The 3,857-nt window shown below is 69.0% G+C and carries 3 protein-coding genes and 1 pseudogene; 3 read left to right on the plus strand and 1 reads right to left on the minus strand.

From position 1 onward, the window contains the following. Positions 1 to 240: 240 nt before the first annotated feature. Positions 241 to 1,473, plus strand: coding sequence for a glucose-1-phosphate adenylyltransferase (gene glgC, locus AB0M88_RS52920; RefSeq protein ID WP_364116169.1), 1,233 nt, complete (start codon positions 241 to 243; stop codon positions 1,471 to 1,473). A 347-nt stretch (positions 1,474 to 1,820) separates the two neighbouring features. Continuing rightward, positions 1,821 to 2,267: a hypothetical protein gene (locus AB0M88_RS52925; RefSeq protein ID WP_364116172.1), complete on the plus strand. Its 447-nt coding sequence runs from the start codon at positions 1,821 to 1,823 to the stop codon at positions 2,265 to 2,267. 7 nt (positions 2,268 to 2,274) lie between these two features. On the opposite strand, the gene AB0M88_RS52930 is transcribed toward AB0M88_RS52925, so the two are convergent. Next, positions 2,275 to 2,772 carry a hypothetical protein gene (locus tag AB0M88_RS52930; protein WP_364116175.1) on the minus strand — a complete coding sequence of 166 codons (498 nt, stop codon included), beginning with the start codon at positions 2,770 to 2,772 and terminating at the stop codon, positions 2,275 to 2,277. A 180-nt stretch (positions 2,773 to 2,952) separates the two neighbouring features. Here AB0M88_RS52930 and AB0M88_RS52935 point away from each other — a divergent pair. Next, a pseudogene (locus tag AB0M88_RS52935) lies at positions 2,953 to 3,857 on the plus strand (hypothetical protein); the annotation flags it as partial.

The raw sequence follows: 3,857 nt of genomic DNA on the forward strand, positions 1-3,857 counted from the left end.
ACTGCCGCCGGCCCACTGCCGCAGGCCCACAGCCGCAGGCCCACTGCCGCAGGCCCACTGCCGCAGGCCCACTGCCGCCGGGCCGCTGCCGCTGACGCGCCCGGCCTCGGGTCGCAGCGCCTCCGGCTCCTTGCGGCGGCGGGACCTGAGCGCGCGTACATCTGGAAGCCGGACCGGACACGGCCACCGAAACCACCGCTTCGGGTGGCGTCAGCCGCCCGGGAAAAATAGAGTCAGCGCATGGCAGTCAAGGTGCTTGCGATCGTGCTGGCGGGCGGCGAGGGCAAGCGCCTGATGCCCCTCACCGCGGACCGGGCCAAGCCCGGCGTCCCGTTCGGCGGGATCTACCGGATGATCGACTTCGTCCTCTCCAACCTCGCCAACGGCGGCTACCTCAAGATCGTGGTGCTGACCCAATACAAATCGCATTCGCTCGACCGCCACATCTCCAAGACCTGGCGCATGTCGACCCTTCTCGGCAACTACGTCACCCCGGTGCCCGCCCAGCAGCGTCTCGGCCCCCGCTGGTTCGCCGGGTCGGCCGACGCCATCTACCAGAGCCTCAACCTGATCAACGACGAGTCCCCCGACTACGTGATCGTCTTCGGCGCCGACCACATCTACCGCATGGACCCGAAGCAGATGGTCAACGACCACATCGCCTCGGGCGCCGCGGTCACGGTCGCCGGCATCCGCCAGCCCAAGTCGATGTCCGACCAGTTCGGCGTCATCGACGTCGCGGAGGACGGCCGCCGCATCCGCGCCTTCCGCGAGAAGCCGCGCGACGTCGAGGGGCTCCCCGGCTCGCCCGACGAGATCTACGCGTCGATGGGAAACTACGTCTTCACGACCCGAGCCCTCTGCGAGGCGGTCACCAAGGACGCGCAGAACCCCGACAGCAAGCACGACATGGGCGGCAACATCATCCCCATGCTGGTCGAACGCGGCGAGGCCAACGTCTACGACTTCCGCGACAACGACGTGCCGGGCAGCGACGACCGCGACCGCGGCTACTGGCGCGACGTGGGCACACTCGACTCGTTCTACGAGGCCCACATGGACCTCATCGCCACCCTGCCGGTCTTCAATCTGTACAACCACGAGTGGCCGATCTTCACCAACTACGGGTCGTGGCCTCCGGCGAAGTTCGTCCACGGCTACGACGATCGCCAGGGGCGGGCCATCGAGTCGATGATCTCGCCTGGGGTGGTGATTTCTGGGTCGCTGGTCGAGCGGTCGGTGATTTCGCCTAATGTGCGGGTCAACTCGTGGGCCCATGTCGAGGGGTCCGTTCTCATGGAGGGTGTGTCCGTCGGGCGCCGGGCCGTCGTGAAGAACGCGATTATCGACAAGAACGTGTCGATTCCTGAGGGGGCCCAGATCGGGGTTGATCTCGATCGGGATCGGAAGCTCTATACCGTCAGTGATTCCGGGATCGTTGTTATCGGTAAGGGGCAGAAGGTCGAGCTTTAACGCCCGTCGCTCTTCTTACGGGCCGGTGGTCCGGCTGCCGCGCTTTTGGTTGGGGGACTTCTCTTTTCTTACCCGGGCGGCCCTTTGTGGTGGGTCATGCGGGCAGAAACCGTGCCGGTTGCGCTTGCCCCTGTAGTCGGGGGCTGGGCTTTCTGCACTTCCGGCGGGTTTTTTAGACCCGGTACGGCTCGGGCTGGGCGACTTTCTCTTGCTTCGTGCTCTCGTCCGTTGGTTGGTGGTGTTAGCACCACCAACGGGTGGGTGCTAGCACGGTGGACGGTGCTGGGCGGTGGCCGAAGTATGGGAGCTGGCCAGTCGTTTCGGCACCGGGGGGTTGGGAAGTGGTCATGCACCGGACCATGGAGGTTTCTGGCGGTCGGGTTTTGGACGAGCGGGTTCCGATTCGTGGGTGGCTTGTTGTCTATCTGGTCGCGTTGGGCGGGCTGGCGGCGCACGGGCTGGAGCTGACTATCGCGTCGCTCATCATCGGGGCCGATCCTTCGCTGGCCGGCCTCACATCGTTCGTGCCGGCGCCCGCGCTGGCCTTTTACGTCGTCTCGAATGGACTGCTGATTGTCTACACGGTGCTGCTGTTCGTGCTGATGTTTCGGAGAAAGCGGATCGCCATCGCGCACAACGTCGTGTTCAATGTTCTGTCGGTGGGCTTCCTGGTGGGATGGCACGTCTTTCACATGAAGTCGACAGTGGGCGTGGCGATCGACATGGTGCCGAATATCGTGATGGCTGGGTACGTCCTCACCTCCAAGCGGGTCCGGCGGACCCTTCGGAGGTAGGCGGCGGTCAGCCGGCCAGGAAAGGCTGGAGACCGGCGGCCGGGGTGATCAAGTTGACCGTGGAGCCGTCGGTGAAGGTCAGGCGCAGTTGACCGGACCGTTCGGTGGCCGATGCCAGGTTCTTGCGGGGGCACTCCCAGAGCAGGCGCAGGGGCGGCACGGGGCCGGAGGCCGGGCGGAAGAGGTCCCGCCAGGAGCCCAGTCGCTTCGACAGGACCAGCAGGCGGCGGTCGGTGAGGGCCAGCACCCGCGGGTGGGTGACGATGCGGATGTGCTCGTCCAAGCCGACGGCGAGGCTGCGCGGCGCGCCTTGCACGCCACGGCGGGCGCCGGGGCCGTCCGGTTCGGGCCGGCGGAAACGCATCCGGAACGGCGACATCTCGGCGCGCGTCATCGCGGTCGACGTGCGCCCGTCCGGCCGGCTGGCCCAGACCGCGGCGCGGAAGGCCTCGCCGGGGTGCAGATGCTCCCCCACCCGTTCCTTCAGCTGGGCGTCGGAGTCCACGGCTTCCTCCCGTCCTCGGGTCCGGATTCACGCCGAGGCGCGGTCGCCCCGACGCCGTCAGTGGACCATGAGTCCACCCACATCCCGCCACCGGGGCGGTCACGGCCGACCCCGGGGCTCACCTCGCGTCCCGGGCAGTGGATCATGTCGCCGTTCTTTCATGCGAGCGGGGAGGCTCCGGTGTCGGTCGAGGTATTGGTTCCAGCGAATTTCGTGTCGGCCGGCTGGGGAACGCCGACGGTGTGCGCCCGGCACGGCGAGCCGGCCGTGGAGCGGAAGAGGACCCAGTTCACCTCCCGGCGGTCGGGTTGGTTGTTCCTGCTGGGCGCGATCGTCTACTACGCAACCCGCAAGACGGTGTCGGCGCCGGCGTGGCCGTTCTGCGCCCGGTGCACCAAGGAGTACACCACGAAGACCGCCGCGGGCGCGGGCAGCTTCATCGCCGGCATCCTGATCTGGGTCGGCAGCACGCAACTGCTGCCCAGCGATGTGGCCCCGATCGGAACGCTCGCCGGCTTGGTGCTGTTCATCGGCGGAGCCGTCGTCATCGCGCGTGGTGGTCGCCCGGCGATCGCCGGGGGCGCGGTGACCGGCGACGGCCTGGCGGTCCGGTTCGCCAGGGCCCACGAGGCGTTCGCGATCCAGGCGGCGGCGGCTCAGCAGGCCGCGGCACAGCAATACGCCACACTGCAGAGCTACCCGGCCCAGCCGTTCGCCGCCCAGCCCTTCGTCGCGCAGCCCTACGCCGCGCAGCCCTACGCCGCCCAGCCCTACGCCGCGCAGCCTGGTCCCGGTCAGCCGTTCGGCGCGCAGCCGTACCCGGCACAGCCCTACCCTGCCCCGCCCTTCGCCGCGCAGCAGCCGTTCGGCGCGCAGGCTGGCACGGCGCAGCCGCTCGCCGCGCAGCCGCCGTACACGGCCCAGCCGCTCGCCGCTCAGCCCGGCCCGGCCCAACCGCTTGCCGCTCAGCCCGGCCCGGCGCAGCCGCTCGCCGCTCAGCCTGGCCCGGCGCAGCCGCTCGCCGCTCAGCCTGGCCCGGCGCAGCCGCTCGCCGCTCAGCCTGGCCCGGCGCAGCCGCTCGCCGC

The organism is Actinoplanes sp. NPDC051411 (genome assembly GCF_040682075.1).
Lineage (GTDB): Bacteria > Actinomycetota > Actinomycetes > Mycobacteriales > Micromonosporaceae > Actinoplanes.

Coding starts and splice junctions, on each gene's coding strand:
- glgC (WP_364116169.1), top strand. CDS start 241: ATGGCAGTCAAGGTGCTTGCGATCGTGCTGGCGGGCGGCGAGGGCAAG.
- AB0M88_RS52925 (WP_364116172.1), top strand. CDS start 1,821: ATGCACCGGACCATGGAGGTTTCTGGCGGTCGGGTTTTGGACGAGCGG.